Here is a 26,279-nt window from a genome sequence, read left to right on the forward strand (position 1 = left end):
CTGTTCAGGGCTCGATGCCGGTGATGCCGAGTTGCGGGTGGGCGGTGGCGTGCCCGTGGGTGTGGATGTCCTCGACACCGACCAGCGAGAGCAGCTGGGTGCGGTATGTGGCGGTGACCTCGACGGTCACGGTGTCCCCGGTGACCGCGACGGTGCCGGTGGCGCCGATGCTCGCCAGATACCGCTGCGCGAGCTCGCGAGCCGCCACAGGATCGAGCCGGAGTGCGCCGGTGGCGCGATAGGTGGCGAGGTCAAGGGCTTGGGCGCCGGCCCGGGCGGCGGATTCGGCCTGTCCGCCGGCGCGGACCTTGCTCGCCAGCGCGAGGCCTCCATCCAGGCTCAGGCCGGCCATGGCGAGTAGCCCGATCAGCAATAGCAGGACAAACGCTGACAGCTGGCCCTGCTCGGCGCGCCACCACATGCCCCACCTGCCGGCCCTGACGCTGCGGGTCATCGCGTTACTCCGGCGGCAGGAGCGGAGCGGTGGGCGTCGACCACCTCGCTGGCCGACGATTCCAAGGTCCTCGCTGCGGGCACGGCGAGAACCAGCGCCTGGCCGAGGTCGACGGTGCAGCGCACGCGGACCGTGACCGTCCCCGCCGGATCCAGCGAGCCGGACATCGTGGTGAGGACATCGCGGCAGGCAACTCCGGCGTGGGCGAGCGCGGCGCGGGCCGTGCGCTGCGCGGCGGTGACGGCGGCCGGGGCGCTGCGTTGCAGCGTGGCCGCGCGGGCTGCCTGATGCGCAGCGTCGTCGAGCCGTAACCGGGCATCGACACCGCGGTGCACCACCACGGCCACGAACACCAGGAGCATCACCAGCAGCGGGGTCAGCAGGACGGCCTCCACGGTCACCGACCCCCGCTCGGCACTCCACCACCGCCGGCGCGCCAATTCGCCGGTCGGCGCCTGCGCAGTCACGACATCCTCGTCGTGTCGGGCTCGCTGCCGCGGAACCATCGGAAACGAGCAGTCGTGACTGCTCCCCTGGCCGCGTGGCTGCCAGGAATCTGCAGCCACGACGATGCCGGCTGTTCCCAGGGGAATGCTCCGGCTCCCGTGAGATCTCGGGCGGCGGTGAGGTAGGCGTGCAAGGTCCACGGCAGCGCGTCCGCGGCTCGCCCCAGCGCCCGCACACGATCGTGCCCGGGCAGGGCGGCGAGGGTGTTGTCGGTGCGCGTGGCCAGGTCGGCGTGCCGGAGTTTCGCCTCCCACGCCCGCGACAACGCGAGGCAGCCGCGCATATGCGACATGACCTCGGCCAGGCCTTCGTCGATCGCGGCGACCGCCTGGCGGGCCGCGGCGGCCAGTTCGCCGACCTCGGCATCCGGGTCGCCCGCGAGTTCCCTCGCCAGGCTGCGGGCCTCGCGGGTGCGGTCCAGCACCGACACGGTTTCCCACGCCACTCGGTGCACCTCGTGACACAGCGCAGGGTCGAACCAGGCTCGCGCCGGGCTGCGGTGCAGTTCGTCCACGCCAGAGATCAGCTCCCGCACTGCCGCGGCGGCGTGCGGGCCGAGGTCGGCGAAGTCGCGGCTGCGGAGGAAGAACTCGCCGCGCACGCGGTCGAGCCGGCACGGGCAGGCCGCGCCATGTCGGTGATCGATCAGCATCCGGGTGGCCTGGCGCCAGCCCACTACCGCGCTCGCGCCGATGGTGAGGATGCCGAAGGCGAGCGCGTCTCCCGCAACAGCACCGGCGCCGGAGCAGGCCGCGAGCACGGCGAGCACCGCGATGGCAGTCCCGGTCAGTCCGGTAAGGACAACCCGGAGAGGTAGCCAGGAACGCGCATACTCTGTGCGCCATCGCCGGTCGGGGATGGCGGGATTCACGAGCAGGGAGTCCGGTCCGTCGGGAAACAGGCCCGTGACCACGGGCGTGGACGGTCTGGTGGGTGTGTGGCGTGTCATCGGGTGTCCTTTCGGCCCTGGAGCCAGATCTCCTGTGTGAGAAGGAAAGTCAGGGTGCGGAGGCTGCGTTCGGCATGAAACGCTCGACTTCGCCTGATGCTTCGGCGTGCACGGGCAGGTGCACGCCCGGCAGGACGGCGGCGGCCTCGCCACCGATACTCACCGACACCGTGTCCACGTCGCGGGACACCTCGATGCCGGGGTTGCGCAGGGGGCCGGCGGAGAGGTCATCGAGCAGGCGTCGGCCGGCGGCCAGCCCGGTCTCGGTCGTGCCGTCTTGGGTGCGGGCGGCAGCCAGTGCCTCGGAGGCGGCGGCCTGGGCGACGTGCGTGGCGTGCGACCACACGGCAAGCTGGATGATCGCCAGCAAGGCCAGCAGCAGCAGTGGCGTTGCGATGACCAGTTCGACGGTGACCTCGCCGCGGTCTCCGTCCACGGCACTCCGCAGGCGTGCCCGCATCCGCTGAGCACGGTCTCGTGGTCGCCGCTTCCGGTGATTTCGGAGGGGGCGGCTGTGCATCGTCAGCCGAGCCCGAGGTCGATCGATTGCGCCTTCGCCGTGAGTTTGGCGACGATGATCGCGACGATGACGATGGCGGCGATGGCCATCAGTGCGGTTACGATGACCGTGGTGGTGATCTCCCCGCGCTCCGGGTCAGCGCCCAACAGGGTGATGCGCGCCCGCATCAGTGCCCAGAGTCTACGAATGTGGTGCAGCATGGCATCAATCTCTTTCCCTTGTCTCGGAATACCTTTCGTGCGACGCGGCGGGCAGCCGAGCCCGGTTAGAGTCCATTGAGGACTTGAACTACCGCCGGGTAGGCGATAAATCCGAGGAAGCCGAGGAACAGCAGCGTCACCGGCAGCGCCATACGTTCGGTGGCCGATTGGGCCTCGGCTTCGGCGTCGGTGACCTGGTGGGTGCGCAGCGCCTGTGCCTTCGCTGCCAGGGATGCCCGCACTCGAGCACCTTCGGTGCCGGCCAAGGAGATCGACGCGGCGAGTTCCGACAATTCGGCGATGTCGAGTTCCTCGCCGAGCCGGCGCAGCGTGCCCCACGGCATGGTGCGGGTCAGCTGCGCGGCACGCAGGGCGCGGCGGATCTTGCTGAACGCCACTCCCGTTCCGACGGCTGCGGCGTCGGTGAGTGCGGCCTCGACGCCGGCGCCTCCGGCGAGGGTGATCCAGACGAGATCGAGGAACGCCGACAGCGCGCTCCGGAAGTCGCGTCGCAGCCGGGTCGCCTTGGCCCGGACGTCGAGATCGGGGGCGAGGAAGCCCAGTGCGGCAAGCACGAGCCCGGCCAGCAGCGGAGCCTCCGCACCCAGCGACAGCCCACCCAGGGTCAGCAGGGCCTGCAGCAGCCACGGCGCCAGCAAACCGGCTGCGGCGAGCAGGGCTTTCGCGGCGAGGTGGGTGTCGGTGCCGCGGCCGGTGATCCGCAGATCGTTCGCGGTCGTCGTGCCGGGCAGCCCGAGCATCCGCAGGGCGGGCACGAATATCCGGCCCCACGCCACGACCCACGCGACATCCCGCGGAACCACGATCGGCGCGGCCGGCGCTCGTGTGCTGGCGTGCGCGAGCCGGTCGCTCAACGCCGGGCGAGGCGGCAAGGCCCAGGTCAACAGGAGCCACAAGCCGACGCCGACGCCGGCACCAAGGACGAGAACGGGAATCATGAGCGCCCGCCCGTCCCGACGTTGGCTTCGCCGCCGTCACGTGCACCTGTCGCACCCGCAGCGCCCAGCGCCAGGACCCTCACGGGGTCGCCCCCGGCGGCGATGCGGGCGAGCCAGGTGAATCCAGCGGCGAACAGCCCACCGATGGCGAGCAGGACGATTTGGCCGGTCGCGGTGTTGTAGACGTCAAGGTAGGCGCGGTTGATCACCACGATCCCGACGGCGAACGCGAGAGTGGTGGCGGCGATGACCCGCACCGACGTGCGGGTCCGCGCCCGCCCGGCCTCCACTCGCATCCGCATTGCGGCCTGGCCGCGAGCGGTGGTCGCCAGCGAGCCGAGCAAGTCGCCGAGCTGGCGGGCCTGGTGCTCCGCGGCGAGGATCAAGGCAGCGAGGACGAGGTCGGCGCTCGGGTCGTCCAGCTCGCGCGCCAACGCTCGCAGAGCCGGCGCCAAGCGCTGCCCGCTTTCCAGCCGCGTCGTGAGCGTGGTGACCTCGGCGCGGATCGCTGCGGGTGCGAGCGGGGCGGTGGTGAGGATGGCTTGCTCGAGCCCGGCCGCGGCCGAGAGCACGTCGCGCAGCATTTCCGTCCAGGAGGCGATCGCCTCGATCCGGGCGACCCGCCGCGCGTGGGCGCGGTCCGGGCCGACCAGCCAGGGCAAGAACCACACCGCAGCGGCGGCCAGCACCGCACCGGCAATCCACCCGGTCGCGGCGCCGGTCCCAGCGCCCGCGGCGATCGCCGTTGTCAGGCGAGCCAGGGCACGCCGGTCGCCGGCCCGGCTGCGAACGGCACGAATCAGCCGTGCGCCGCGCGAGGGTGCCGATGGCGGCGTGGTTCGGCTCCAGGCAGCGACGATCACGAGCACGCCGACGGCGTTGCCCAGCCCGAGCGCGGCGGCGATGATCGTGGTGGTGGCGGGGCTCATGGCGTCCACCAGCCCTCCGGGCGGCACAGCAGGTCTGGGTCGAACCCGGCCGTGACCAGGTCATCAAGCGTGTCCGTGCGTAACGCCCCGGCCACCGGTACCGCGCGGCGGTCCGGGCCGCGGCGGTAGACCTCGTTGGAGATCACCGCCCCGGCCTCGGCGTCGACCACCTCGCGAACTGACGAGATCACCCGCGTCGTCCGGTCGGCCGCGCGGTCCAGGTGCACGACGAAATGCACCGCGCTCGCTACGAGAAGCGCGGTGGCTTCCAGCGGCAGCCGTTCCGGGCCTTGCGCGGCGTAGGACGCGAGCCGGGTGAAGGCGATTTTCGAGCTGCTTGCGTGCAGGGTGGCCATGGAGCCGTCGTTGCCCTGGGACATGGCGTTGCACATCGGAATGACCTCGGGCCCGCGGATCTCGCCGACGATCACCCGGTCCGGGCTCATCCGCAGGCCCCAGCGGACCAGCTCGGCCTGATCAATGGCGCCCTCGCCCTCCACGTTGGCTTCGCGGGCCTGCAGTGCGGTGACGTCGGCGTGCAGGTCGGGATCCAGCCCGAGTCCCAGTTCGAAGGCGTCTTCGATGGTCACGAGCCGTTCCAGCGGCTCCATTTCGCCGGCGAGCGCCCGCAACATGGTGGTTTTTCCGGCGCTGGTGCCGCCGGTGATCAGCAGGTTCTTGCGCGCCCGCACCAGCGCGCGCAGGAACCGCTCCAACCCCACGTCGAGGGTGCCGCGGCGGCGAAGCTGGGCGAGGGTGGCCGTGAGGTAGCCGTGCCGGCGGATGGTGCACGCTGTCACCCCGCCCGCGGTCAGGCCGAGGACCGCGAACAGCCGCTCACCGCCGGGCAGTTGCAGATTCAGCGCAGGTGACCCGCGGTCGAAGCGGCGCTCTTCCGAGGACGCCCGCGCGGCCAGGGTGCGGATCAAGTCGGTCAGTTCGTCGTTCGAGGAGGCCACCGGTGCGGCCTGGGTGCGACGGCCGTCGGTGTACTGGACGAACACGCGGTCGTAGCGGTTGACTGCAATCGTCTCCACCGTCGGATCGGCCAGTAGTGGCTGCAGGCCGCCGAGGCCGAACACCTCGTCCAGCACCTGCTCGACAAGCCTTGCCTCGGTGCCGGAGTCGGCCAGTTCCCGGCCGGCGACCAGCTCGGCCTCGCTGTGCGCGGCGAGGGCGCCCGCGAGGACCTCGCGGGCGATCTCGCGCCGCCGCACAAGCGGCAGCGTGCCTTTGTCCGGTCGGGTCATCGCCTCGACACGTGCGGGCAGGTCGGTGGTGAGCGCGTGCCGCAGGCGCGTGCGGAGCCGCCGCGCAGCGTCTGCCGTCGACGGTGGCGTGGGGTGCATGTTCGCGGTCACGTGCGTGGCTCCGTCCCCGCTGGTGGCGACGGGCGACCGCCCCCGGACAGATCACCGACCGGTGGCCGCATGCGCCCGGGAGCCAGGTCGGCCCGGGACGGTGCAGCCGTTGCGCTTCCGCCGGCGCGGGGGCCCGCCGTCGTTGTGTCTGCGGTGCTCGCGTCGGCGGCCGTTGGCGGCGGGACGGCGGAGGTGGGTGTGGCCAGGGTGCGAGCGAGTGCGGCGACATGGTGGGCCAGTCCGCCGGTCCGGCGGCGGCGCGCAAGCGGTGGCCGATGGCCCGTCACGGCGGATGCGGCCGCCGGATCGTGGGGAAGGCGCCCGATGGTCGGCACGCCGAGCTCGCGCTCGACCTCGGCGGTCGGATAGCCGTCGCCGGTGAGCAGCAGTCCGGGCCGTGGCGTCCAGCGGGCCAGCTCCCTCAGCCGTGCTGCGGTGTGGGCCAGGTCCTCGCCGTGCGTGCCGCTGATCAGTACGAGTGCGTCCGCGTGGCGCGCGATTGCCTCGGCTGGTGTGCCGGGATCGACCCGGCCGCAGTCCGCCAGCACCGCTACGCCGGATTCGCGAGCGGTGGCAGGCAGCAGCTGGGGCTGGGCGCTCGTCAGGAGATGCAGTGCGGCGCGCGTGTGCCTGCTGCCGGGCGGGGCGAGGAGCACTCGCACGCCGCCGGGCAGCGCGTGGGTATGTTCCCAGACGACCTCGGGGCGAGGCTGCCGGCGTGCGGCGGCGGCGAGGCTGGCCAGTCCGGGTGTCATCGGCAGGTTCAGCCGCATCGCCAGGTCGCCGCCGGCCGGGTCGATCTCGGCGATCAGCCTGCGGGTGTGTGCGGCGCGGGGCCAGTGTGTGGCGAGGGCAACAGCCAGGGTGGTCACGCCCGGCGAGCCGTGGACCGAGCACAAGGCGATCAGCATCAGCGGTCACCGCCCGCGGGCTGCATCACCACGGCGAGCTGGCCGGCCGGGACCTGTGCCAGCTGCTCGGCGTCGGTGGAGGTGAGGTCGAGCGAGACCACCGTGGTCTGGTCCGTGCCGGCCGGTGCGACACCGAGCACGGTGGCGCGCCAGGTCGTTCCTGCCGCCGGTGCCGGCACGGTGGTCGAGGGCTGCGTCGTGTCGGCGGTGACGATCACGGTGATCGGGGTGCCGGCGGTCAGTTCGGGCGGGAATTGCCCGGGCTTCACCCCGACGGCGACGATCGCGCGGCCGGCGGCGGGCAGCCGGGCGGAGCCGATCGAGTCCGGGGTCAACAGGGCGCCGGGCCCGAGGGTGGTCGCCATCGGACGGCCGAGGACGCTTGCGGCGTCGGCGGCCGGGACGAGTGCGGTTCCCGGCGATGCGGAGACGTCGACTGTGCGCAGGTCGGCGTTGGTGAGCACGTGCCCGACGGTGACGGTCCTGGCCACTGCCAGGGTCGGCGTTCGGTCTTGGGTGCTGGTGGTCCACCAGACGGTTCCGCCGACGCAAAGGAGGACGAGCAGCGCACCGGCAGCCAGGTGTGGCACTTTCCGCGGGCCCCGCCGGGACGTCGGTGTGGCGGGTTCGCCGGTGCGGTCCAGCCACGACGCCGGCATGGATGGGTCAGCGGGCTTCTGGCCGTGTCCAAGACTGTCGGTGCTGGTCACGAGACTCCCCTCCAAGGTGCAGCTCGCCCGGTGGCGCGCTATCGGCAATGTGCGCGAACACGGGATCAGGAAACGAATGTGGGTGGTGCGGGGGCGGCCAGTGGGCTTACCCGGTGCCGAGTGCCTGCGCTTCCGCGACGCGCAGGGAGGCGACGGCGCTGCTGGTGAGGTCCGGGAAAACGCCTGCGGCGCCTCCGCCGGCCCAGGTGATGCGCCACGACACCGTTGCGGTGATCGGGAACCGTTCACTGGGGCTGCCGGCCGAGGATCTCTGGTAGGTATGTCCGCAATCCGGCGATGCGGTCTGCGCAGCGCCGCCTGCGGGGAAAGGTGTTCCGGCACCGGCGCAGGTGACGGTGGTTCCGTCGCCGGTGGACCAGGACACCGAGGTCGGGGTCGCGGTCGCGGTGACCGAGACCGCGGGCACCGCTGCCGTCGCCGAGTGCGGCTGCCACATCGTCCGGTCCAGCCACAGCCACGTCGGCAGCCGGACCAGCTGCGTGCCGGCCGGGCTCGACGCGATCACCGGGCTAGGGAGCCGCAGCTGTGAGCGGGCCTGCTCGGCCAGCTGCTGAGGTGAGGGTACCGGGGCTGCGCCGGGCGCTTGCCCGTCGGCGATCCACTCAGGCGCCCGGAATAGCGCATCGCGCGAGCCGGGCCCGGAGCATTGGTAGACGTACCACGCCCCGCCCTGGCCAGGCGCCTGTACCAGCCGAGAGACGTCGGAGCGAGCCTGTGCCAGGGACGCGAATTGCATGCCTTCTGCTCTCGAGCGGTGCAGGCGATGGCTCGCGGTCTGGATTCCGGTGGACGGTGGCTGGTAGTCGCTGCGGACGTACGAGCAGTCCGCCCGGGTGTCCTCGCCATCGACAATCCGGTCGCCTGGCGGCGTTGGCGTGGTGCGCTGCCCGCGCTGGGGCTTCGACGCGTCCGGGTGGGGGTCTGGCCGGGGTGCGGGCGCGTCACGGCCGCGTTGGCCCGCGCCGAGCTCGCAGCCGGGGTAGGAGTTCTGTCCACAGTCGATGTCGCCGTACCAGTCACCCGCGACCGCAGGCGCGACGCTCGCCAGCATCACCGCAGATGCCGAAGCGGCGACGATGCCGAAGCGGCGGGCGGTGGTCAGCATGATCCGGTGCCTTCTACGGCGAATCGGGTCACGCGCCAGGAACCGTCGACGGCCAGCTTGACTTCGGCATTGATCCGGTGCCTGCCGCCCGGTTCGTCATCGGCCGGTTTCCCGTTGTCCGCCCGGTACTTCAGCCAGGTGCTCGCGTCCGAACAGTCGCTGATCACGACCGTTTTCGGCTCGTAGGGCGAGTCGACGGATTGGGCGACCGGGGAATTGCTCGGGGTGCCTTTGCTGATCAGGCCGTTGTAGTGATCGGCGTAGAGCTGACGCGAGAGCACCGAGAGCGCGTCGCCGGTAGCGTGCTCGGCCAGCCGAGGCGACCGCCAGTCCGACGTAGTCGCCACAACGGCGACGTCCCGCCACATACCCAGGTAGGCATCGACCGCTTTTTGCTTCGCCGTACTGGCAGGCGACGCGGTCGTGGCGGTCGGAACCACCGCCGTCGGCATGCTTGCCGAGGATGCCGGAGCGTCGGCGCTGCCCGAGCTGCAAGCGCTCACCACGAACCCGAGTACCGCAGCGGCAACAACGGCGAGGCGCCGGCCACTGCGCGCCGGCGCACTCCCCCGCCGGTCGCGCGTGAGCCGGATGACGGTGCAACCGGGCAAGATGGCGGGCAGAGTGATCACGCGCGAGCAGGAGGGGTCATGCAGCTGTCGATGAGCGGCCTGTGGTGGGTCCTCGGCACTGCTGTCGTCGGGCTGGGGCTCGGTGCCGCCTCGAGCGCGCTCACCCGTCGGCTGCTGCGGGACACGAGCGAGATCGTCAGTTCGTGGTGGCTGGGTGCCGTGGTCACCGCGGCGCTGCTGGCGCTGTTGGCCTGGCGGGTCAGTGATCGCGGTGAGTTCGCGGTGTACGGGTTCGCGGCGGTGCTCGGCGTGCCGTTGGCGGTCGTGGACTGGTGCGAGCATCGCCTGCCTCGGCAGCTCGCCTGGCCACAGCTGGCGGGCGTGGTCGCCGGGTTCGGGGCCCTGTGTCTGGCTCGTCACGACGCTGAACCGGGGGTGCGCGCGGTCGGCGCCCTGCTGGCCGCCGGTGCGCTGCTTCTCGTGCTGGCCGTGCTCACCAACGGCGGCGTGGGGGCCGGAGACATCGTCGTCGCGGCCGTCGTCGGCGCCGTGACCGGCTGGACCGGCTGGCCGCAGGCGGCAGGCTCGCTGGTGGTGGCCTCCGTGCTGGCGTTGCTGATGCTCGTCATCCCCGGCGCACACCGCAGCGCCACGCAGGGCGATTCCACGGTGCCGTTCGGACCATGCCTGTTCGGCGGCGCACTCGTCATGATCCTCACGAGCGGCTGAACCGACCGCAGCGACCACGCCCCGCGCGTTCATCCGCAGCCGCAGGACGTGCAGATGCCGCACCGTCACGTGAACGATGCGCAGGGCGGGCCCCAGAACCGACGCTTGTTGTCGCGGTGCCTTCGGTGCGGCAAGCACGGATTCGGTGAATCGCGTCAGAGGCTGCTGCGCGGAAGTGGGATGGCTGCGTGGTTGGTTCATGACTGCGCTTTCGCTGGAAGGGGTGAGGGGAGGCGACCGGCGGTTGAGGGTGGTTTTCGCCGGCCGCCTCCCGGGGAGGCGGCCACCATCGACGTGGGGAGAGGTGGCCGCCGGGCTCACGAGCCCAGAGGTGATGTCACCGTGGCCGGTGGGTCATCGACCTTCGCGGGTTCAGCACCAGGGCAGGTTCGTCGGGTCGCCACCACCGCCGGGGTAGGTGTGCTGGGTGATCGACCACAAGTCGTGGCGCATCCAGCCGGATCGCCAGCCAGCCGAGGTCTGCACGGTCAGCCAGCCCCACACCCAGCCGTCACTGCCGTGGATCTGGCAGCCTCCCCATGCGGTCTGGCCGGGGTAGGCCAGCGCAATCACGGAACCGCTGGGCACCGAGCTGCGGAGCCGGGCGCCCGAGCCGCGGATGTCCACCTCGATCGAGCTCAGCTTCGTCTGCGCCCGCCCGTCCTGTGTCGTGCCCTTGGCCCGGGTGGCGTGCCCTCCGAACGGGAGGGCCGTCAGCCCCCAGATCCGGGTACCGTCCGGCGCGATCGCCGGTGCCGAGGAATCGATCTCGCTCGGGACGCCGACGTCCCGGTTCGCGCTGGACGCGGCGGGCGACGTCCCTGGCGCCGGGGCGGTGGCCGCCTCGGCAAGACCAGCGCCCCCGGCCACTGTTGCCGCCGCGACGGCGCCGACGATCCCGAGACGGATTCGATGAGACAACATCATTTTTGCTCCTCTGGTGGAATTTCTTGACCGAAATTCGAGGAGTCCCACCCGAGCCTACGGTTCACGGAGAACCGATTCTCTTTTCCGGTGGATGAGAGTTGCGATCCACCGTCGATCGCGTGCATCGTGCTGCCAGGTTCCCCAACCTGTCGACACACGCAGAGGCTCGGACTTACTGTGGTGACCCCACGATCAGCGCCTGTGGTTGCTGATACCGCCTACGCTGCCCAAGAAAACAATCGAAGTCAAGAGGCATTGAGGCGGATATTTAATTTTGCCGGGCCGCCCGATGTAGGGCAGCGTTTATTGCCAGTCGACGCGTGGATTGCGTGACGTGAATCGCCAGTGGTTCGATTTCTCCGCCGCGACCAGCGGACGGGAGATTCGGCTCGCGGTGCAGGTTGGCTCCGGCCGTTACGACCAGATCCGGGTGCCGTCGGGAGCCACTGCCGGCGCCCCGGCGGTGGATGCGTCGGTGATCGAGCCCTCGCGTGTGTCGGGACTGAGCGCAGTGGCGGCCGAGGTGGACAGGTGCGTCGTCGCGGCGGACGCGGCACCCGCTCCGGCCACGATCCCGGCGACGATGAATGTTCCGGCGAGGATGGCCCGGACGACCTGGGTGTTCTGCATGACGGTTCCTTTCCGTTGGTGCGGCTGCGGCCGCGGTGGAGGTGTGTTTCCGATGCCCGCACGTGACTGTGCGGGGGCTTGTGCGTGGCCGTGATCGTCACCGGGTGACGGCGTGCACGGACGGGATGGCCAACTGCGCGTCGCAGCGGCCGAGGAGGTACTCGCGGCGCAGCTCGGTGACGCGGTTTTCGGCGAGCGCGTCCAAGCCGGGGGTGCGGACCACGTCCGCGTTGAACGCCGGATCGGTGCGGAACTCGACCAGGTCGGCAGGCTCGTATGGATCGAGGTTCACGCCCGCATGCTCGGTCCCTGGTGCGATGTAGAGCAGTGAACCGGGGCCGTGCAGGATCGGTGTCAGGTCCGGGCCGACCAGGGAGGCGATCTTGCCGCGGACGACGTACACCTGAATCTCGGACTCGGCGTGGATGTGCGGTAGGGCGTGGTGACCGCCGGCCATCCGCACCGTCCCGGACGATAAGGTTCGGATCGGGGCCAGGCCGGAGTGCACCGCGACGGTGAGCTGCTGTCGCTGTGGTCCCATGACGGCCTCGCCGAGTTCCCCAACATCGATCCGGACGTCACGATGCGACATGAGTTCGGTCATGATCGTTTCCCCTACCTGTGAGTTTTCGATTTGACGTGAATGGCCGAAGCCGGCTGGTGTCGTGCGCTCGCGCTGCGGGAGTTGGCGGGTTGCGTGCGCCGGTGACGTTCGGTTCCGTTGCGAGGCGCGGGATTGGCAGACCTTGACGAGAGTCCCGGAAGACGGGCAGCGAGGCATCGGAGATAGGAGATGAGCGGACCCGATCCGGCTGCCATAAGCAGAGTTCCGGGTGCCAGCGCTCCGAGATGTGTCGCGTTCGCGGGCCCGAGCAGAGCGACGCCACCGGCGACGCATGTTATGTCGATGCCGATGCGGGCGAGCGCGAGGCGCCGCGGTTCTGCCTGGGTGATGTCTCGCGCGCCAGCCAGCACGAGCATGAGTCCATCGCGCGGAAGCTGCCCCAGGGCGGCCGCGAGGTAGGCGGCGACGCCGGCGCAGAAGAGCAGTCCGCCGAGCAAAAGGGCCAGTGCTCGGATCAACAATGCCAGCGTCTCGGGCAGCGGCAGTCGATCGACAGACGGCATGATCGAAAGAACGGCGTCAGCTACGATCGCGGGGATGATGAAGGCGACGACTGTGGCGATGCCTGGTCGGATTCGCAGCGGCAGGAACGTCGCGGCCAGGATGAACTGGCACACCAGGATGCTGCTGCCGAACGACCAGCCGAAGGCGTGACTGAACGCGGCGTGCAGCACGTCCATGGGAACCATCCCCAGTCGTGACCACACCAGCAGCGCGATTCCGCCGCCCATGGCCGTGGTGCCGCCGACGAGCGCGGTCAGCCGCCCTCGCAGTTGGGGTTCGCTGAGGCTGATTGCCGGGTTTGCTCGTAGGGATTGTATTGCCATCTTCAGTCTCCAGACGCGTTCGGCAGCTGCCGATGAGGAAGAGCTGCGCGATTTCGTTGAGCCACAATGAGTTGAGCGACCCGTCCGGCAAATCCGTCGTGTCGCCGAGTAGGCGTCAACCGCCGATCGACCACCGGAGCACACGGTCGATCGGACGACGCGAGACGCCCATCGGCGAGCCGAGAAACAATTCTGAACGCCGTAATGCGACGGCAGGCTGACCGCTTACCGCACCAAGTGCAGCGACCGCCTCGTGCACGCGGCCGGAGCCGCACCCAGGTCGTCGCCCGCGGCGTGACTGCGGGAAGGCTTCGGCGTGGTTGCGACGCATGCGGCGGCTCGCTCGAAGAGAAACGCAGTCGAAGACGAATCCACGCGGTATGCGGTCGCCAAGCGGAAGCCGGCCGCTGTCATTCCCGTTAGCAGAGCGCGCTCGCTGTCGCACAGGACGAACCCGGCGGTTCGCGGTTTTCGTCGCGGGTCGATGTCGTAGGCGACGTGCGCCCACCCTGTCTCGTCGTCTCGAACGACAAGCACCGTGCTCACAGCGGGACACTCATACGCGTTGCCATCCGAGTTAATCATGTGATCCTCAATTCCACTGAAGATTTGTCCACGCTGATGCGCTCGGAACGAAAGAGCTGATACCAGTCCGGCAGAGTCGTTTCCTTACGCCGGTCCCGGCTGGGCAACCGCCTCTATCAGATCCGATCCCGACAACCCGCGTCGGGCTTGGCGACTGGAGAAACGATAGACCGATCGGGGCACGTGCCGTCAATGCGCGAGCGCACGTATTTATCACTCAGCGTGGCATACTGACACGGATGCAGTACGGGTCTGCACGTACCTGCGCCGATCAGGTGCACGTGCCCTACTACACAGAGCAGCACTTGTGGCAGGGAACGATCTTGGCGGCGACTGAATCCTTCGATGCATCCGGGTTTCTTGAGTTTCAATTATTTGATCGATATTCGACCCACCTGCGGACTGCCACTCGCCAGTGAGTTGTCGGGCTTGTCGACGGGGCGACCGGGCTGGGCGTACGTGTCTGCACGTACGTCTAGGCAGTGGCTACGTGGTCGTGTCGGGACGAGCTACGTGTTTGCGCCGATGGCTGACCGAGGCAAGTCCACCATGCTGAGACGTGGGAATGTCGTCGGTCGGCCGACGGGGTACGGCACTCGGCGAGTCGTGACAGCGGTGGATTCGTCTGCCGCGCACGGCGGTGCGGAGTCGTCAGGTCACGTCGGTCGCGGCCGTGCGCGTGGGGCTCGCTGCCGGACGACGGAGAGGGCTGGAGGGCAACCATGACCTCGAAGATCTTCGATTGGGAACGCGCCCATGAAGCCGCGAAGGCACAGCGGGAGCAGGGGTCTGTACATCAGGCGACCCTGCCCAGCGGTGTGACCGCATGGGTGATCGGAGACCACGCTGATGCGCTGGCCGCGCTCACAGACGAGCGCCTCAGCAAGGACAGCGCGGGCATACACCGCATTCTCGGCGCGCAGCTTGAGCGCGTAGGCGAAACTCCCGAGCTGTCAAGGATGTTCGGCTCGTCGAGCATCCTATTCCTGGACAACCCTCGTCACGATGAGCTGCGCCGACGGGTGTCCAAGGTCTTCACACTCCGGCGGGTCCGGCAGCTCCGCCCGGACATCGAGCGCCTGGTCTCCGAGCTAATCGATGACTTGCCGCGCGACCGCCCCGTCGACATGATCGAACACCTGGCGTTCCCTCTGCCGCTGGTCGTGATCTGTGAGCTGCTCGGCGTGCCGCTGGACGAGCGTCATCAGTTCCGCGACTGGACGACCGCGATGATGGAGGACACCCCGGACCGCGTGCTCCCCGCCTCGCGCGCCATGGAGGACTACTTCAGCAAGCTGATCTTCGCCAAGCGCGCGAGCCCTGACAACGGCTTGCTTTCGGCGTTGGTCGAGCTCGCCGACTGTGGCGAGCTGACCTCTGACGAGGTGATGGACATGGTGTTCCTGCTGTTCGTCGCGGGCCACGAGACATCGACAAACTTGATCGGGAACGGGATTTACCACTTGCTGGCCGATCCACAGCGCTGGCATTTGCTCGACCGTCGCCCGGAGCTCGTTCCGGGTGCTATCGAAGAGATACTGCGAATCGACAGTCCCGTCCGCGTGGCGACGTACCGCTGGACCACGGAGCCGGTTCAGTACGGCGGGGTGGTGATCCCCGCCGATGAGATCGTGCTTGTGTCACTCTTGAGCGCCGGTCGCGATCCGCAACGGTACAGGGACGCCGACAACCTCGACGTGAGTCGCAACGCCACCCATCTCTCATTCGGACACGGGATCCACTACTGCCTCGGTGCTCCTCTGGCACGCCTGGAGGCCGAAGTGGCGTTTACCGCATTGACCCGCACATTTCCTAACGCACACCTAGCCATTGGAGCCGCTCAGCTGCGCCACAATCCCAGTGTCATCATGAACGGTTTCAGCGCATTGCCTGTGATACTCGGCGGTCGTTGAGCGGCAACCTACCGCAACCGCACAGCCACGCAGCACAGCCCACCTACGGACCAGGACGCGATCGCCGCCGGCGGTCCCGACGCGCCCGACGCGCCCTCCTATGCTCCGCGACCGTCACGACTCCAGCGGGGCGACGGCACGCAGGTACCAAACAGCGATATCCGTTCGGGTATTCAAGTTGTACTTGGCGAGGATCCTCTGTACGTGCTTCTCCACCGTCCGTTGGCTGATCCCGAGTTCTACAGCGATTTCTTCGTTGCTCAACGGCACCGAAACCAGCTTGGCAATCTGCAGTTCACGCTCGGTCAGCTTGTGCGCGGCCGGCGGTATGGTCTGGACCTCGTCTGCTGTATCGAACTTTTGCAAGGCCAACGCGTAGACCTCGTCGATCGACGCTGCGTGGTGTTCCCCGACCTTGAGTTCAACATCGAACCTGTCACCGAACCTCTGGCGTGCGTATGATTCAATGCCACGCTGGACGCGCAAGAATTGTGACAACCCCAGCACGCTGGTTTGGGTCACTCGCTGAGCGACGCGCGCTCCTCCGAGCAGACACGCACCTTGCTCGAACTTGGCCATCCGCAGCAGGACCAGTGCGATCAGCCACAGCGACCAGGGTGGTCCCCATCGATCCTTGATAGTTAGCTGGATCCGCAGCGCTTCCTGCGCCAGCGCAACAGCGGCCTGGAGGCTGCCGTGGAGCAGTTCCGTCAGACCACAGGTCCATTTGGCCCACGAAATGCACCACTGTGCATCCGCTACGGTGGCCAACTCCAGTACCCGAGCACTCGCTGCGAAGGCAGCGTCCGCGCTGCCCAGGAACGCTGTCGCCATCGCACCGTACAGTGCCGCCATGTACTCGTTGCCGTGATCTCCGGACTCCGCGAAGGCCGCCTCCGCCCGGGCAAGCAGGGTGATGCTGTCGCGCGCACGATACTGATCCGGCTCTCCCAGCCACAGACGGCAACCCCGGGCATACAACAATGGTCCGAACGATTCCTTGCAGCCAAGGCGAGCGGCGAGCTGCTCAGCCGCCTCCAGGGCAGGGCCAGCAGCGTCACTGCCCTGGATCTGCGCAATCCAGGCGATCTGGCTGAGCGCTGCTACCTGCACCAAGCCTGGCGCGGCCCGGCGTTGCTTCTCAAGCCCACGGGTCAACATGCGCCGGCAGTCGGCCAACACGCCCGCGAACACAAATGCGCGCGACGCTGTGATATCGACGGCCAGCTGGAGCCCTTCTTCAGCGGTGTGAGCCGAGCACAGGAGAAATTCTTGGGCAGCGCGCGAGTTAGGGAGCTCGGCTCGCATCCGCAGCAGCAGAGCGGGCTCCTGCTCACCGAACCATCGTTCTCGGATACTTGAGGCGAAATCGAGCACGTATCGCGCATGGGTAGAACGGAGTTGACGCTCTTCATCGGCTTCAGACACCAACTGCAGGCCGAACTGGCGGATAAGCTCGAGCATGCGGTAGCGGGTGCGCCCTCCGGTTTCCTCGGCCAGCAGCAGGGACTTGCGAGCCAGGCTTCGCAACAGAGCCGGAACCCGCGACGCGCTGACACCGGATTTCGAGCAAACCTCGATGGCCGCATCGAGCTCAAATCCGCCCTCAAAGATCGAGACGATGGCCAGCACACGCCGTTCCTGCTCATCCAGCAGGTCGTAAGACCATTTGATGGTCGCATACATCGTGCGGTGATGGCGTTGTTCGGACAGCCCGTCAACGAGAAGGCGCAGCAACTGCGGATGCTCGGCCACCTCTGCCAGCGTCATCACATCGAGTTGTCCGGCCGCAAGCTCAATGGCCAACGGCAGGCCGCCCAACATCTCGCACAGGCGTTCTGCGGTCGGCAGTTCAGCTTCTGTGATCGTCCTGCCGGTGGCCTGGGCGCGGTCGAGGAACAGGTTCAGCGCGTCGGCAGATGACAGTGGTTCGATGTGCAGCAGGTGCTCGCCTGCTACTCCCAGCCGAATCCGACTGGTCGCAATCACGCTCACCATCGGCGCGGCCGGCAAGAGTGTGTGCAGCAGCTGGGACACCTGCCCTGCGCCGATGGCTCCCTCTGTTAGATGTTCGCAATTGTCGAGCATCAGCAGAGCGCGTCGATCCCGAAAGAAGTCCCGCAACCGAGCGTCGGGCGAACCGTCCGCGTTGTCCAGCAGGCCCAACTGGTCCGCGCATGCTGCCGCGACCAGGTCACCTCGTACCGGCACGTCGACCAATCGGACGACCCAGACTCCATCCGGGAAAGCCTTCTTCACCTCCGGGTCGGCGGCCAGCCGTAGCAGTAGACGACTCTTTCCCACGCCACCCAGGCCGAGCAGGGTGATCAGGCGTGCGTTGCGGAGCCGGTGCTTCGCTTGAGCGATAAGGTCAGATCGGCCGACGAAGCTGGTCATCTGGGTATCCCCGACTGCGGCCGGCAAGCTCACCGCCCACTCATCCGGGGACGCGTCGCTGCTACCAGCGCCGAAGTCGGCTCTAGGGGCGCCCTCGGTCATGCTGGCCCCGCTCCCTTACGTCAAGTGCGGTCGCCAACGTCTCGCAACGCCGACCGTGGCCGCCCTCCCTTGCCTTTACAACCGACATAGGACCACTCACCTACCTAGCCTCCTTGCCGCTGCCGTCTGCCCGCCGATTTGCTCCGGCCGGCCGCGGCGATGAGCAGTGCGCTGAGGTGGGTCGCTGCGTCCGACATCGGGTCCTCGCGCGGCCTGTACTCATCCATGATGATCTCCCATCCCCCTCTCAATTCTGCTGGTACGTCCGCTGTTGGCGCCACAACGCGGTGTTTCAAGTTCATCCGAAACATCGACGCGGGAGGTGACGCCAGTCCTGCGTCGTCGACTTCGACACGTGCGCGAGAGGTACCGACGCAACAAGATTCCCGCTCGGGAGAGCGGTCGATCGCCGCTTGACGTCGTTCCACGGTCGCACGCGTCGGACTCTCCGTGTTGATCTCAGATGTGGGACGATTGACCTCAGAGAGCCAGCGGGAGGGGCAGGGATGGTCAAGGGGGCTGAGGCTGCGAGAAGCCGTCCGCAGCCCTTGACCGCCGCTCAGCAGTTCGGCATGGCCATGCGACGTCTCCGCGGCCTTCGGAAGTTGACCTTGCGTGCGCTGAGCGAAAAGGTGAATTACCACTACAGCGTTCTCAGCCGCATCGAGCTCGGCCAACTCCCGCCCACCATCGAGGCCGCCAGGGCGATCGACGAGGCCCTTGACGCCGGCGGCGCCTTGGTCACCCTGGCCGAATTCGCCCGGTCGGAACCGTACGCAGCGCTGCCTCCCCCACCCCCGCTGTTCGTCGGTCGCGAGCACACCCTGGCTGCGCTGAGCAGCGCGCTGATCGAGGAGATTCATCCCGATCGATCGACCGTCGCGTTCGTCTACGGCCCGCCCGGCACAGGTAAGACCGCGCTCGCCCGGTGGTGGGCCAACCTGCACCAACGCGATTTCGACCATGTTCTCTACGCTGACCTGCGCGGCTTCGACCCGCGTCAGCCTGCCGAGGCCGGCGAGATTCTCGAGCGCCTGCTGCGCGGTCTCGGTGTGAGCGAGGAACGAATCCCGGCCCAGCCCTCGATGCAGCTCGATGTTCTGCGGGGGCATCTCGACCAGCGGGCAAGCGTCGAGCACCGCGTGCTCATCGTGCTCGACAACGCTCAAGATTCCCGCCAAGTCGCTCAGGTCCTGCCGGGTTCGCAAAACACATCGGTCCTGATCACCAGCCGCCGGCGGATGTCCGGTTTGGTAATCACAGCCGGTGCCGAGGCCATCGCGCTGCAGGCGATGACGAAGGACGACGCGGTGGAGCTGATCAGCGGGTTCGTCGGCAAGCGCCGCGCGGAGGCGGAGCCGTCGGCCGTCGCGCGACTGGCCAGCCTGTGTGCCCGGCTGCCGCTTGCACTGAACATCGCCGCCGAGCGGGTCGCAAGCAACGACACGTTGACGATCGAACAACACGCGGAGCTGCTGGCGCACGGCGCTCTCGAACTGCAGGTCGCCGACGATGAGTCGATCGGCGTCCGCGCCGCCTACAGCTACTCCTACCGACAGCTGACCGACGACCAGGCCCGGGTCTTCCGCCTGTGCGGCGTGCACCCGGGTGTACAGCTCACCGCCGACTCAGTGGCTGCGCTCGCCGGCACGACCATCTCCGAGGCGTTCCGGCTCATGGAGCAGCTGGTCCAGCTGTCGCTGATGCAGGCGCTCCCCAAGCGCGCGTTTCGCCTGCATGACCTGCTCCGGGATTACGCGGCGGAGGAGGCAGCGCGGCCGGATCACGACGAGGAGCGGGAGCCCGCCATTCGAAGGCTCGTCCACTGGTACCTGCACACGGTTAACGCCGCTTCCTGGGCCATCACACCGGAGCGGCCGGATCACCACATCCATCTCGAGCTTGCGCCGGACGGCGTCACGCCGCTCACCTTCGACTCCTTCGACGCGGCCTACAGATGGTCTGTTCGCGAGCTGCCCAACTTTGCCAGCGTCGCCGAACTTGCCTTAAAGCACGACATGTTGTTCGCGGCTTGGCGCATTCCTGTCGAATGTTTCGACTTCTTCATCCATCACCGGCCAGTCAGCATGTGGATCGACTCGTTCGAGGTCGCCCTCAATGCAGCAGTGCAGGCCGATGACTACCTGCGGGTCGCGCAGGCCGCCGACGAACTCGCTGAAGGTTACCTTCGGCGCGGCGGGCCGGACGCACTCGAGCGGGCCTTCACGCTGGCAAAGCGCACGATCGAGGTCAGCCGCGGGCACGAGCCGAACCGCTTCATGGCATTCGCCTACATCGAGCAAGGTGAAGTCGCGTTTCTTCGCGGAGATTTCGCGCTGTCCGCTCAGCTGTGCGAGCAGGCACTGGTCATCGCGCAGGAGGTCGGGACGAAGGTGGGAGAGAGCCTGGCGCGAACGCACCTGGGCAGCGCCTATCGGGAACTCGGTCGGTTCGACCTCGCGGCGCAGCACGGCGAGATGTCGTTCGCTCAGCTGGAAGCAGCGGACGATCCACACGGAATGGGCTACGCGGCGGTCCCGCTCGCCCGCACCTTCCGAGCGTCCGGTGATCTGAAACGCGCGCTGCATTACTGCGAAGAGGCTGTACGGGCCTTCGACCGACGCGACGACTTCCAAGGGAAGGCAGAGGCGCTGGCGGAAAAAGGGTTGACTCTGCTGGCGCTGGGGCAGCGGGACGAGGCACGCACGACCTTCGACAGTGCACAGGACCGGCTTCGCCAGATCGATCAGAGAGTGGCCGAGACCTACGCCGCAGAATGGGACGGGCTGACCACCGCGGAGCAGTAGCTCGTCGCGCCCGCGAACCGGGTGGGATCAGGCGACTTCCGGCTTGCGGGCGATCAGGTAGACCTGTTCCTCGGCGTTGGCCTTGTCGTTGTTCGGCACGAAGGCCACGACCTCGTCGTGCAGTATCTGCAAGCCGGTTTGGACGAGGTGCGCTTTCAATGCCAGTGCCGGAAAGCTATAGGTGCGGACACGATGTCCCATCCACTCGCTCTCCCGGCCAGGGCATCCGGCCGGGTGCGGCACGGTAGCGACGAGGACGTAACCGCCCGGCGCCAGCCACCGCGAGATGCGTGTGAGCATCTCGAGCTGATCTGCGTGAGAGAGCTGAAGAAGCGAGAAGACCGTGAGTACGGCATCCCAGCTGTCCCCGTCGAAGTTCAGCGACCGCATGTCGTTGACCTCGAATGTGGCACCTGGGACGTGTGCCTGCGCGAACTGCACCATCCGCTGTGACACGTCGTAGCCGGTGACCGTGTGGCCTGCCGCGGCGACGGTCGCCGCGACGGGGCGACCGGTGCCGGATCCCAGATCTAGCACACGCGCGCGAGGCGGCAAGGCTGACACCAGCAGATCGAGGGCGCGTGTCAATCCCGGCTGCTGCTGCCCGAAGGCGGCTTCATAGGTTTCGCCGATGGCGTCGTAGAGCTGGGCGGCTGTTGTTGGCGAGCGGGGATCGGTCATTGCGAGCGCCTTTCACGCCGTGGGCGGCTGACATCGTCAACTGTTCCGGACTGGTGGGTCGCGGATCCCGCTGTCATCGGCGGAGCGGGGCCCGCCGCGTGCACGATCTTGTCGCGGCGGCGGGTGAGCCACCGCGCGTGGGCGCACAAAACGATGAAAGCGGCCAGGTAGGGCATGGCGTGGTATGCCTCGGGCGGCATACCGAGGTCGCGGGTCTGGGCGAGCAATGCCAGCCCGTCGAGTCCGGCGAACAGCAGCGCGCCGGCCACCACTCCGCCGGTTGTGCGGCGACCGATGATGACAACGGCGAGGACGAGGAATCCACGGCCGCCAGTCATGAGAGGGGTGAAGCTGCCGATCGTCCCGAGAGCCAGGACGGCTCCGGCCGCGCCGGTCAGCGCCCCCGCAAGCAGTGCGGCGACGAGTCGGTACTTCGGCGCGGAGATTCCGCGGAGGATGGCAACGTCGGCGTCCGCAACCGCCCGCAGCCGGAGCCCTAGCCGGGTGCTGCGCAGCATCCAGGCGGTCACGGCCGCGCCGCCGAGCGCGACGAACAGCCCGACCCCGACGGCGCGGAACGGCTCCCCCACCTCCGGAAGGGCCGACAGGCCGGGGACGGCCACAGTCGGCAACAAGGGCGCGCTGATGTTCGCGTGTCCGGCGGGGGCGATGACCTGGAAGGCGTAGCTGGAGATCCCTGTCCCGAGGATGGAAATCGCGATTCCGACCAGGACGACATCGACACCGAAAGCGGTACCACCGGCATAGAGCAGCCCGCTGCACGTCCCGATCGCCATGCCGACGAGCAACCCGAACCACGGGCCGCCGAACGCCGACCCAAGCACGCCAGCGAGTGCGCTGAGCAACAGCATGCCCTCGATTCCCAGGTTGAATCCGGCGCCCGAGCGCTCGAGGATCATCTCGCCGAGGCCCGCAAGGATCAGTGGTGCCGCCGACACGAACGCGCTTCCCATCAGCAACACCAAGAATTCAGTCACTGGGCCTCCCGAACCGTACGCGTCCGCGGGTCAGCGCGAGCGCGAACGCGACTGCAAGCAGCAGGATTCCCTGAGTAACTACGCCAATCGACGATGGCGTGCCAGACAGCAACTGAACACCGTCAGCCCCTGTGATCAGCGACGCCATGACCAGGCCCGCGACCACGATCCGGACCGGCCGGTTGCCGCCGAGAACGGCCACGACCAGGCCGTTGAAGGCGATTCCGCCGGCTACGCCGGGCGTGAGCCGTCCATCAGGTCCGGCGACTTGCATCCATCCCGCGAGTCCGGCGGCCGCGCCCGAGACCGCGGTCGTGGTGAGGATGGCCTTCGCGGGGCTGAGGCCCAGCCGGGCGGCGAGCCACTTGTTCTCGGCGAAGATGTCCAGAAGCCGGGCGGCGCGGCTGTGGTGCCACCAGAATCCGACCGCCACCAGCACCAGCACCAGCAGTAACGCGGCAGTAAGCCGACCAGGGACAGGCAAGAACGGGATGCGGGTGGGGTCGGGCAGGTCGGCGCTGCGTGGGACTGAGTACCCGCCTGGATCCCTTAACGAAGTGCGCAACAGGTAGGCCAGCAGCTGCACGGACAGGAAGTTGGCCATCAGCGCGGTGAGGATCTCGCTGGCCTGCCAGCGCAGCAGCGGAATGGCCGGGATCATCGACCACGCGGCGCCGCCGAGAATGCCGGCGAGCGCGCCAATCGGGAGGGCGAGGAGAGCAGGCAGCTGGCCGATAGGTGACAAGGCCGCAACGGTCGCGGTGATCGCGCCGAGATGCATTTGGCCTTCGGCGCCGACGGCGATCACGCCCGCGCGCAGAGCAGGGGTGACGCCGAGGGCGACCAGGACCAGTGGAACCGCGTATGCCGCGGTTTGCGCGGCGGAGTATGGCGTACCGAATGCGCCGTGCATCCAACCGGTCACCACGTCGGCGAGGCGACCGCCGGTCGCAGCGACAACTGCGGTGACCAGGCCGAAGCCGACGAACAGGCACGCGCTGACGATCAGTGCAGTCCGCGCGGCGCTCGGCCGGCCTTGGCTGCGAGCCCTCAGCACGGCGCGCTGGTTCCGTCGGGCATTGTGTCGACCAACTGGTGGACAAGTTGGGCGTACTGAGTCGCGGTGTACTCCGCGACGATGCGGCCGCCTCGTAGGAGCAGGACGCGATCTGCGAGTTCCTGAGCCTCTTCGTGGTCGGTGGACAGCAGCAGCACGGCGGCGCCGGCTGACGCCGCGTCCCGGATCCGAACTCTGACTGCGTGGGAGGCACGCAAGTCGAGACCTTGGGTGGGCGCGTGCAGGACAGCGACGCGGGGTTGCGATGCCAGCTCACGTCCCACGATGAGCTTCTGGGCGTTGCCGCCGGACAGGGCGGTGGCAGGCAGCTCGGGGTCTGGCGGTCGCACGTTGGCGCGGGCGAACAGATCACGCGCGGCCGCGGCGACTTCGCGGCGACGCAGGGTCCCGTACCGGGAGAACTGTCGCTGATGCAACTGCGGAAGCACGGCCGACCACTTGATGGGCAATACCGAAAGCAACGAGGCCGCGCGGTCTTCGGGAACGTAAGCGACCGGGTCATCGGCATGGCGGCGCCCGGCGGATGGCCGGATGACCCCTGCGGCGACTTCGGCAAGAACGCGTTGCCCGCTGCCGACCGTACCGACGACAGCCACGATTTCGGCTGGTCGCACCTGAAGGCTGATGTCACTGACCGGCACGAGATCTTCGGTGGCCGCGGAAACGCCGTCAAGAATCAGCGCCCCCGGGGCGCCAGGTTCGACTGCGGCCCGACGTTGAGGCGGGCTGAGATGGTGCTCGCCGATCATGGCGGCCGCGAGAGCGGTGTCGTCGGTGTCGGGCACGCGGCCGTGCCAGGTGACGTGCCCGTGGGAAAGCACGGTCGCGACGTCGGCTACCGCGCGCAGCTCCGCCATACGGTGAGTGATCAAGACTACAGCGACCCCGGTTGCGGCGAGCTCGCGGAGCCTGGAATGGAGACCGCGAGTCTCACTCGGGTCGAGAACTGAGGTCGGCTCGTCGAGCAGCAGGATCCTCACTCCTTGCGCGAGGGCAAGCGCTACTTCGCCGAGTTGTTGCTGCGCACGGCCCAGCTGCCGGACGGGCGTGGTGGAGTCGATCTCGACACCCGCGGCAACGGCGGCGTCCTGGAGTGCCGCGCGGATCCGGCGGCGCCGGATGACGACGCGCGGCTGGGTGAGTGCGAGGTTTTCCTCCAGAGAGAGTTCGGCTAGTAAGCTGCCGGTCTGGGGAATCAGGCCGATGCCGTGACGGATGGCCGCCTCACGGGAGCGCAGCCGCAGCGGCGTGCCGTTCAGTTCGACGGAGCCGGAGTCCGGCTGGTCAAGACCGGCCAGGATACGGATAGCGGTCGACTTGCCAGCGCCGTTCTCTCCGAGCACCGCGTGTACCTGGCCGGCTTCGATCCGCAGGTCCACCTGGTGCAGGGCCTGGACCGTACCGAACTGGCGGGACACACAGTGTAGGGCGAGCGCCGCGGTCACGGGCCGATTTTCACGGTTCCGTCGGCGAGCTGCTGGGCGAGCTTCTCGGCCCGGACCTGGATGTCGTCGGGCAGGCCGGGTGCGGCCGGGACCTTGGTGATGGTGTCTAGCACGAGCGACTTGTTGGCGATGGTGCTGATCGATGTCTGGTTGCCGAAGGTGCCGTTCTTCAGCCGGTCGATCATCGGTCGAAGGATGGGGAGCAGGTCGAGGCGGGCACGACCGACGTTGATCTTTTTAGCGGTGTCGCTGGTCGCCGAATTCATGCCGACGGTCGCGACGTTGCGAGCGGCGGCCGCCGAGGCGATGCCGGGCGAGAAGCCTTCGGAGTTGGTGGCGATCAGGTGAGCCCCGGAGTCCAGCTGGGCCACGGTGGCCTGGTTGGCCTTGGTCGCGTCCTCCCAGCTTCCGGTGAAGATGGGCGAGCGGACGGCAGCGGCGGGGTTGACCGCGTGGACTCCGAGTTCGAAGCCTTTCCACTTGCGAACCTGTGCGGGGATGGGCTGGCCGTCGATAATGCCGATCGGGGCCAGCTTCGTGTTCCCGGCGATCCAGCCCAGCAGGTAGCCGTATTGGATGTTGTCGTAGTTCCAGGTCTCGATGTTCGCGGCTGGCTTCTGCTTGTCGCTGGCGTCGCCGGTGACCAGGAAGCGAGTCTTGGAGAACGCCGGTTCAGTGGCGACGTGGTACACGGCGTCGGAGAAGCTCGCTGACCAGCCGATCACCAGGTCGTACCCGGCGTTGGCATATTCCCGCACAGCCGTCTCGGCGTCGCGGGCGTTGGCCACCGACTGCCGGATCTGTGCGCTGATCTTGCCCTCGCGCTGCAACGTCTCCACTGCGGAGGCGCCGGCTTCGTTGAACCCGCCGTCGTTGGCCACGCCGCCGAGGATGATCGCGACTCGGGTGGTTCCTGTGCCCGTTTCCGGTTGCGCATCGGATCGGCACCCGGCGATCGCTACCGCCAAAAGCATGACTCCCGCAACAGCAGTCGCCGTTGTCTTCCGCCCCATGTACCTGGCTCCCCACTCGCTTCGGCGGACATAGTGTGCCACCGCCCGGCTTGTTGCAGAGAAACTCGAAACAGCCGCACCGCGACGACGGCGCCTCACGAGCCCGTCCATCGGCACCGCAGCAAGGGAGTGCTGGACTGCAACGTCGATGTGAGTCTCCTCGACGAGGCACAGAGCCGCGGGCTCACAAGCTTCGCGCGACGCGGCCCTCGCACGGCGTGCCGTGCTAAAGCCCGAAGGACGTCATCCTGCGACGGGAAGGGTTTGCCGGGCCCGATCCCGTTCACGGTACGACCTCTGCTTGCAGGCGACGGGCACCGGCCG

The 26,279-nt window shown here is 68.3% G+C and carries 25 protein-coding genes; 3 read left to right on the forward strand and 22 right to left on the reverse strand.

The annotated features are described in order from the left end of the window. Window positions 1-4: 4 nt before the first annotated feature. The 12 genes from ACIA5G_RS52275 to ACIA5G_RS52330 all read right to left on the reverse strand — a co-directional run bounded on the left by ACIA5G_RS52275 (window position 5) and on the right by ACIA5G_RS52330 (window position 9,258). Window positions 5-454, reverse strand: coding sequence for a pilus assembly protein TadG-related protein (locus ACIA5G_RS52275; RefSeq protein WP_395937777.1), 450 nt, complete (start codon window positions 452-454; stop codon window positions 5-7). Continuing rightward, on the reverse strand, window positions 451-921 hold the full coding sequence (locus ACIA5G_RS52280; protein ID WP_395937779.1) for a TadE/TadG family type IV pilus assembly protein: 471 nt from the start codon (window positions 919-921) through the stop codon (window positions 451-453). The genes ACIA5G_RS52275 and ACIA5G_RS52280 overlap by 4 nt, the downstream gene beginning before the upstream one ends. Further along, window positions 918-1,874 (reverse strand): hypothetical protein, encoded by a 957-nt coding sequence (locus ACIA5G_RS52285; RefSeq protein WP_395937781.1) that lies wholly within the window; start codon window positions 1,872-1,874, stop codon window positions 918-920. The genes ACIA5G_RS52280 and ACIA5G_RS52285 overlap by 4 nt, the downstream gene beginning before the upstream one ends. A gap of 85 nt (window positions 1,875-1,959) precedes the next feature. After that, window positions 1,960-2,370 carry a TadE/TadG family type IV pilus assembly protein gene (locus ACIA5G_RS52290; protein ID WP_395937783.1) on the reverse strand — a complete coding sequence of 137 codons (411 nt, stop codon included), beginning with the start codon at window positions 2,368-2,370 and terminating at the stop codon, window positions 1,960-1,962. A gap of 62 nt (window positions 2,371-2,432) precedes the next feature. Beyond that, the gene (locus ACIA5G_RS52295) at window positions 2,433-2,630 is read right to left on the reverse strand and encodes a hypothetical protein (protein ID WP_395937785.1); all 198 of its coding nucleotides are present in this window, start codon (window positions 2,628-2,630) and stop codon (window positions 2,433-2,435) included. 65 nt (window positions 2,631-2,695) lie between these two features. Further along, on the reverse strand, window positions 2,696-3,589 hold the full coding sequence (locus tag ACIA5G_RS52300; RefSeq protein WP_395937787.1) for a type II secretion system F family protein: 894 nt from the start codon (window positions 3,587-3,589) through the stop codon (window positions 2,696-2,698). Then, window positions 3,586-4,518 (reverse strand): type II secretion system F family protein, encoded by a 933-nt coding sequence (locus ACIA5G_RS52305; RefSeq protein ID WP_395937789.1) that lies wholly within the window; start codon window positions 4,516-4,518, stop codon window positions 3,586-3,588. The genes ACIA5G_RS52300 and ACIA5G_RS52305 overlap by 4 nt, the downstream gene beginning before the upstream one ends. Beyond that, window positions 4,515-5,867, reverse strand: coding sequence for a CpaF family protein (locus tag ACIA5G_RS52310; RefSeq protein WP_395937866.1), 1,353 nt, complete (start codon window positions 5,865-5,867; stop codon window positions 4,515-4,517). The genes ACIA5G_RS52305 and ACIA5G_RS52310 overlap by 4 nt, the downstream gene beginning before the upstream one ends. Window positions 5,868-5,875: 8 nt before the next feature. Continuing rightward, window positions 5,876-6,790: a carbon monoxide dehydrogenase maturation protein gene (locus ACIA5G_RS52315; RefSeq protein ID WP_395937791.1), complete on the reverse strand. Its 915-nt coding sequence runs from the start codon at window positions 6,788-6,790 to the stop codon at window positions 5,876-5,878. Further along, on the reverse strand, window positions 6,790-7,281 hold the full coding sequence (locus ACIA5G_RS52320; RefSeq protein WP_395937793.1) for a hypothetical protein: 492 nt from the start codon (window positions 7,279-7,281) through the stop codon (window positions 6,790-6,792). The genes ACIA5G_RS52315 and ACIA5G_RS52320 overlap by 1 nt, the downstream gene beginning before the upstream one ends. 325 nt (window positions 7,282-7,606) lie before the next feature. Further along, window positions 7,607-8,626 carry a hypothetical protein gene (locus tag ACIA5G_RS52325; RefSeq protein WP_395937795.1) on the reverse strand — a complete coding sequence of 340 codons (1,020 nt, stop codon included), beginning with the start codon at window positions 8,624-8,626 and terminating at the stop codon, window positions 7,607-7,609. Continuing rightward, window positions 8,620-9,258 carry a hypothetical protein gene (locus tag ACIA5G_RS52330; RefSeq protein WP_395937797.1) on the reverse strand — a complete coding sequence of 213 codons (639 nt, stop codon included), beginning with the start codon at window positions 9,256-9,258 and terminating at the stop codon, window positions 8,620-8,622. Before ACIA5G_RS52330 ends, ACIA5G_RS52325 begins: the two co-directional genes overlap by 7 nt. 18 nt (window positions 9,259-9,276) lie before the next feature. On the opposite strand from ACIA5G_RS52330, the gene ACIA5G_RS52335 reads away from it, so the two are divergent. After that, window positions 9,277-9,927: a prepilin peptidase gene (locus tag ACIA5G_RS52335; protein WP_395937799.1), complete on the forward strand. Its 651-nt coding sequence runs from the start codon at window positions 9,277-9,279 to the stop codon at window positions 9,925-9,927. 372 nt (window positions 9,928-10,299) lie between these two features. Here ACIA5G_RS52335 and ACIA5G_RS52340 read toward each other — a convergent pair whose 3' ends face one another. The 4 genes from ACIA5G_RS52340 to ACIA5G_RS52355 form a co-directional block, all read right to left on the reverse strand. Beyond that, on the reverse strand, window positions 10,300-10,851 hold the full coding sequence (locus ACIA5G_RS52340; RefSeq protein WP_395937801.1) for a hypothetical protein: 552 nt from the start codon (window positions 10,849-10,851) through the stop codon (window positions 10,300-10,302). Window positions 10,852-11,268: 417 nt separating this feature from the next. Continuing rightward, window positions 11,269-11,484 carry a hypothetical protein gene (locus ACIA5G_RS52345; RefSeq protein WP_395937803.1) on the reverse strand — a complete coding sequence of 72 codons (216 nt, stop codon included), beginning with the start codon at window positions 11,482-11,484 and terminating at the stop codon, window positions 11,269-11,271. A 97-nt stretch (window positions 11,485-11,581) separates the two neighbouring features. Continuing rightward, window positions 11,582-12,088, reverse strand: a complete 507-nt coding sequence (locus ACIA5G_RS52350; protein WP_395937805.1) for a hypothetical protein — start codon at window positions 12,086-12,088, stop codon at window positions 11,582-11,584. 11 nt (window positions 12,089-12,099) lie between these two features. Then, window positions 12,100-12,789 (reverse strand): hypothetical protein, encoded by a 690-nt coding sequence (locus ACIA5G_RS52355; RefSeq protein WP_395937807.1) that lies wholly within the window; start codon window positions 12,787-12,789, stop codon window positions 12,100-12,102. A 1,454-nt stretch (window positions 12,790-14,243) separates the two neighbouring features. Here ACIA5G_RS52355 and ACIA5G_RS52360 point away from each other — a divergent pair. After that, window positions 14,244-15,434, forward strand: a complete 1,191-nt coding sequence (locus ACIA5G_RS52360; RefSeq protein WP_395937809.1) for a cytochrome P450 — start codon at window positions 14,244-14,246, stop codon at window positions 15,432-15,434. 114 nt (window positions 15,435-15,548) lie between these two features. Here ACIA5G_RS52360 and ACIA5G_RS52365 read toward each other — a convergent pair whose 3' ends face one another. Further along, on the reverse strand, window positions 15,549-17,831 hold the full coding sequence (locus tag ACIA5G_RS52365) for an ATP-binding protein (RefSeq protein ID WP_395937811.1): 2,283 nt from the start codon (window positions 17,829-17,831) through the stop codon (window positions 15,549-15,551). A gap of 650 nt (window positions 17,832-18,481) precedes the next feature. Between ACIA5G_RS52365 and ACIA5G_RS52370 the strand changes: the two genes are divergently transcribed. Continuing rightward, window positions 18,482-20,740 (forward strand): tetratricopeptide repeat protein, encoded by a 2,259-nt coding sequence (locus ACIA5G_RS52370; protein WP_395937813.1) that lies wholly within the window; start codon window positions 18,482-18,484, stop codon window positions 20,738-20,740. A 27-nt stretch (window positions 20,741-20,767) separates the two neighbouring features. Here the strand turns inward: ACIA5G_RS52370 and ACIA5G_RS52375 are convergent, their stop codons facing one another. Genes ACIA5G_RS52375 through ACIA5G_RS52395 form a run of 5 tightly spaced genes read right to left on the reverse strand, consistent with a single transcriptional unit; the run spans window position 20,768 to window position 26,066 of the window. Then, complete coding sequence (locus ACIA5G_RS52375; protein ID WP_395937815.1) at window positions 20,768-21,421, reverse strand: class I SAM-dependent methyltransferase; 654 nt, start codon at window positions 21,419-21,421, stop codon at window positions 20,768-20,770. Continuing rightward, on the reverse strand, window positions 21,418-22,419 hold the full coding sequence (locus ACIA5G_RS52380) for an ABC transporter permease (protein ID WP_395937817.1): 1,002 nt from the start codon (window positions 22,417-22,419) through the stop codon (window positions 21,418-21,420). The genes ACIA5G_RS52375 and ACIA5G_RS52380 overlap by 4 nt, the downstream gene beginning before the upstream one ends. Continuing rightward, window positions 22,412-23,476: an ABC transporter permease gene (locus ACIA5G_RS52385; RefSeq protein WP_395937819.1), complete on the reverse strand. Its 1,065-nt coding sequence runs from the start codon at window positions 23,474-23,476 to the stop codon at window positions 22,412-22,414. The genes ACIA5G_RS52380 and ACIA5G_RS52385 overlap by 8 nt, the downstream gene beginning before the upstream one ends. Further along, a complete protein-coding gene (locus tag ACIA5G_RS52390) occupies window positions 23,470-24,942 on the reverse strand; it encodes an ATP-binding cassette domain-containing protein (RefSeq protein WP_395937821.1) in 1,473 nt (490 codons plus the stop codon). Before ACIA5G_RS52390 ends, ACIA5G_RS52385 begins: the two co-directional genes overlap by 7 nt. Further along, window positions 24,939-26,066, reverse strand: a complete 1,128-nt coding sequence (locus ACIA5G_RS52395; protein ID WP_395937824.1) for a BMP family ABC transporter substrate-binding protein — start codon at window positions 26,064-26,066, stop codon at window positions 24,939-24,941. The genes ACIA5G_RS52390 and ACIA5G_RS52395 overlap by 4 nt, the downstream gene beginning before the upstream one ends. Window positions 26,067-26,279 lie beyond the last annotated feature (213 nt).

Source organism: Amycolatopsis sp. NPDC051758 (genome assembly GCF_044453095.1).
In the GTDB taxonomy this organism is placed as follows: Bacteria; Actinomycetota; Actinomycetes; order Mycobacteriales; family Pseudonocardiaceae; genus Amycolatopsis.

Bases quoted from the DNA above. Each gene is read 5' to 3' on its own strand.
- ACIA5G_RS52300 (WP_395937787.1), bottom strand. From the start codon at position 3,589: ATGATTCCCGTTCTCGTCCTTGGTGCCGGCGTCGGCGTCGGCTTGTGG.
- ACIA5G_RS52395 (WP_395937824.1), bottom strand. From the start codon at position 26,066: ATGGACGGGCTCGTGAGGCGCCGTCGTCGCGGTGCGGCTGTTTCGAGT.
- ACIA5G_RS52340 (WP_395937801.1), bottom strand. From the start codon at position 10,851: ATGTTGTCTCATCGAATCCGTCTCGGGATCGTCGGCGCCGTCGCGGCG.
- ACIA5G_RS52290 (WP_395937783.1), bottom strand. From the start codon at position 2,370: ATGCGGGCACGCCTGCGGAGTGCCGTGGACGGAGACCGCGGCGAGGTC.
- ACIA5G_RS52295 (WP_395937785.1), bottom strand. From the start codon at position 2,630: ATGCTGCACCACATTCGTAGACTCTGGGCACTGATGCGGGCGCGCATC.
- ACIA5G_RS52350 (WP_395937805.1), bottom strand. From the start codon at position 12,088: ATGACCGAACTCATGTCGCATCGTGACGTCCGGATCGATGTTGGGGAA.
- ACIA5G_RS52325 (WP_395937795.1), bottom strand. From the start codon at position 8,626: ATGCTGACCACCGCCCGCCGCTTCGGCATCGTCGCCGCTTCGGCATCT.
- ACIA5G_RS52305 (WP_395937789.1), bottom strand. From the start codon at position 4,518: ATGAGCCCCGCCACCACCACGATCATCGCCGCCGCGCTCGGGCTGGGC.
- ACIA5G_RS52360 (WP_395937809.1), top strand. From the start codon at position 14,244: ATGACCTCGAAGATCTTCGATTGGGAACGCGCCCATGAAGCCGCGAAG.
- ACIA5G_RS52275 (WP_395937777.1), bottom strand. From the start codon at position 454: ATGACCCGCAGCGTCAGGGCCGGCAGGTGGGGCATGTGGTGGCGCGCC.
- ACIA5G_RS52335 (WP_395937799.1), top strand. From the start codon at position 9,277: ATGCAGCTGTCGATGAGCGGCCTGTGGTGGGTCCTCGGCACTGCTGTC.
- ACIA5G_RS52310 (WP_395937866.1), bottom strand. From the start codon at position 5,867: ATGCACCCCACGCCACCGTCGACGGCAGACGCTGCGCGGCGGCTCCGC.
- ACIA5G_RS52355 (WP_395937807.1), bottom strand. From the start codon at position 12,789: ATGGACGTGCTGCACGCCGCGTTCAGTCACGCCTTCGGCTGGTCGTTC.
- ACIA5G_RS52345 (WP_395937803.1), bottom strand. From the start codon at position 11,484: ATGCAGAACACCCAGGTCGTCCGGGCCATCCTCGCCGGAACATTCATC.
- ACIA5G_RS52315 (WP_395937791.1), bottom strand. From the start codon at position 6,790: ATGCTGATCGCCTTGTGCTCGGTCCACGGCTCGCCGGGCGTGACCACC.
- ACIA5G_RS52375 (WP_395937815.1), bottom strand. From the start codon at position 21,421: ATGACCGATCCCCGCTCGCCAACAACAGCCGCCCAGCTCTACGACGCC.
- ACIA5G_RS52365 (WP_395937811.1), bottom strand. From the start codon at position 17,831: ATGACCAGCTTCGTCGGCCGATCTGACCTTATCGCTCAAGCGAAGCAC.